4 protein-coding genes are annotated in these 2,298 nt (G+C 64.4%); 2 read left to right on the forward strand and 2 right to left on the reverse strand.

From position 1 onward, the window contains the following. Positions 1-93 precede the first annotated feature (93 nt). Positions 94-666: an ankyrin repeat domain-containing protein gene (locus EOA33_RS32740; RefSeq protein ID WP_190234446.1), complete on the forward strand. Its 573-nt coding sequence runs from the start codon at positions 94-96 to the stop codon at positions 664-666. A gap of 31 nt (positions 667-697) precedes the next feature. On the opposite strand, the gene EOA33_RS32745 is transcribed toward EOA33_RS32740, so the two are convergent. After that, positions 698-1,225 carry a gamma carbonic anhydrase family protein gene (locus tag EOA33_RS32745; RefSeq protein ID WP_126054351.1) on the reverse strand — a complete coding sequence of 176 codons (528 nt, stop codon included), beginning with the start codon at positions 1,223-1,225 and terminating at the stop codon, positions 698-700. Positions 1,226-1,244: 19 nt separating this feature from the next. Next, positions 1,245-1,589 (reverse strand): hypothetical protein, encoded by a 345-nt coding sequence (locus tag EOA33_RS32750; RefSeq protein ID WP_127407506.1) that lies wholly within the window; start codon positions 1,587-1,589, stop codon positions 1,245-1,247. Positions 1,590-1,716: 127 nt separating this feature from the next. Here EOA33_RS32750 and EOA33_RS32755 point away from each other — a divergent pair. Further along, positions 1,717-2,298: hypothetical protein (locus EOA33_RS32755; protein ID WP_127407507.1), on the forward strand; the 582-nt coding region annotated here is incomplete at its 3' end.

The following is a 2,298-nucleotide window of genomic DNA, read 5'->3' on the forward strand; positions in this document are numbered from 1 at the left end:
GCCATTTCTGGCGGTGCGCAGCACTCCGGTCGACAATGGCTTTGCGCCTGGGGTGATTGAGAGCAATATGGTCAATCATTGCGGATCAGAGCCATGCTGGAGATCCCCGACGACCGGTGTGAGCGTCATCGGCTGTTCAAGGCCATCGACGATGCCTTCAAAGCCGGCGACTTTGAGGTTCTCGGCACGGCCCTGGGCGGCGCGCCGCGCTGGTTCGACGAACGCATGCCGTTCGAGCTCGGCCTTGGCCACCCGCTGGAGTACGCGATCTACTGGAGCCCGCTTGCCTTCATCTCGGCGCTGATCGAGGCGGGCTCGAATCCGAACTATGCGGACCATGCCGGGTTCCCTTCCATCATCGCAGCGCTGTCGACCGAGCGGCGAGACAGGCACGACGTCATCCGTACCCTCATCGAGCATGGCGCCGATCCCGACATGCGCGGCGTCAACGACTGGACGCCGCTTCACTACGCGGTGGCGATGCGTGATGTAGAGGCGATACGCCTGCTTCTCGCGGCCGGCGCGGACCCGGCGCTCAGGACCCGCATCGATGATTGTTCGACGGCGCTGGAGGAAGCGGACGATGCCGGCTTTGAAACCGGCGCCGCATTGCTGCGCGGGGCGCTGGATAAGCCTGTGTCGAATCCTGGCCGGGATGAACACTGAGAGATGCCAATGCCCGCCACCTGTCGCGGACTCAGGCCTTCTTCAGCCCGGCCTTGAAGCGCTTGCCGTTTGCGACGTAGTGCGCCGCCGAGCCGCGCAGCCTGGCGACGGCCGCTTCGTCAAGTTCCCGCACCACGCGGGCGGGCGAGCCGACGATCAGCGAATTGTCGGGAAAGACCTTGCCCTCGGTAACCAGTGCGCCGGCGCCGACCAGCGAGTTCCTGCCGATCCTTGCCCCGTTGAGCACGATGGCGCCCATGCCGATCAGGCTGTTGTCGCCGATCGTGCAGCCATGCAGCAGCGCCCGGTGGCCGATCGTGCAGCCCGTGCCGATAGTCAGCGGAAAGCCCGGATCGGTGTGCATCACCGTATGCTCCTGGACATTGGTCTCGGCGCCGACGGTGATCGGCTCGTTGTCGCCGCGGATGACGACACCGAACCAGAAGCCGGCATCGCGGCCGATGCTGATGTCGCCGATCAGCGTCGCGTCCGGCGCGATCCAGTTGCTGTCGGCGTCCTCGAAGGTGGGAGCCTTTCCGTCGATCGTATAGGTCGGCATTGTCCGTCTCCGAATCGTCTCACGCTGGGAAGTGAGCCGACCCTAGGAGACCGGTCGCCCAGGATGCAATGGCGAGCAGGACGATACCCAGCGCCAGCGTCCAGGCTATCGTCGTGCAGCCGCAGGAAATCAGCGCAAGCATGGTGATGCGGCCCCGTCTGTGGGCATCCAGCGCATCGTTGGCGAGCATGAAGGGTCCAGCGCATGCCGTCGCGGCCAGCGATCGCAGTATATGTGAAGGCGACACGTAGGGTTCAGTGAAGGCAAGCCGTCGGCCGCAAGCCAGTTCCATCGTCGATCCGGCCATGCCGCTAGCGGTGAGGCCGACCGCGAAAGCAAAGAGCCAGAGCTCCACAGCACCCATCTTTACCTTCCTTTTACCATGACGTCGCACAGTCGCGCCCGACAGGCGCGCTGCAAGTGCCATGCCGCGCCATGTGTGCCGCCAGGGGACATCCGGGATGTCAGGCGGCCGAGGTAACGGGGAAGCGATGAAGCAGGCGGCGACAGTTAATGGCCCGGAATTCGAGGTTGTCGATTCCACGCTGATGAAGCGGGTCTTCTATACCTTCGCGGCGCTGGCGCTGCTGTCGGTGGCAATCAGCCTCGGCGGCAAGTGGCTGGGACGCTCGATCGCCATGGCCGGCTACACTGACGACACGACCGTCCATGAAGTCGTGATCGGCAACAATGTCATTGCCGTGCCAGCCAATTTCATTCGCTTCGAGCAGGCACGGCGCGACGGCATCGCCTCGCGTCTCGACCTCTACATGCGCTATCCCGAACTGGACGGCTACAGCACCGCCGCGCGCGACGACTTCAACCACAAGGGCGAACGCAAGAACATCGTGTTCCTGTCCTTCGAGCAACAGATGATGTCGCGCGACATGAGCGGCCGCCTCGCCCCGATCTACAGCGCGCTGATCGTCCAGCCCGGCACCTCGGGGCCGGGCGGCACGACGCTTTATGGCTTCACCGAGAAGTCAGGTTATCTCAACGAGGTACTTGCTGTCGCCGCCCGCCCGGGCAAGGATCCTTTCGTTGCCCGCTGCCTGAGCGGACCGAGCGCGGAG

The organism is Mesorhizobium sp. M4A.F.Ca.ET.050.02.1.1 (assembly GCF_003997725.1).
Taxonomy (GTDB): domain Bacteria; phylum Pseudomonadota; class Alphaproteobacteria; order Rhizobiales; family Rhizobiaceae; genus Mesorhizobium.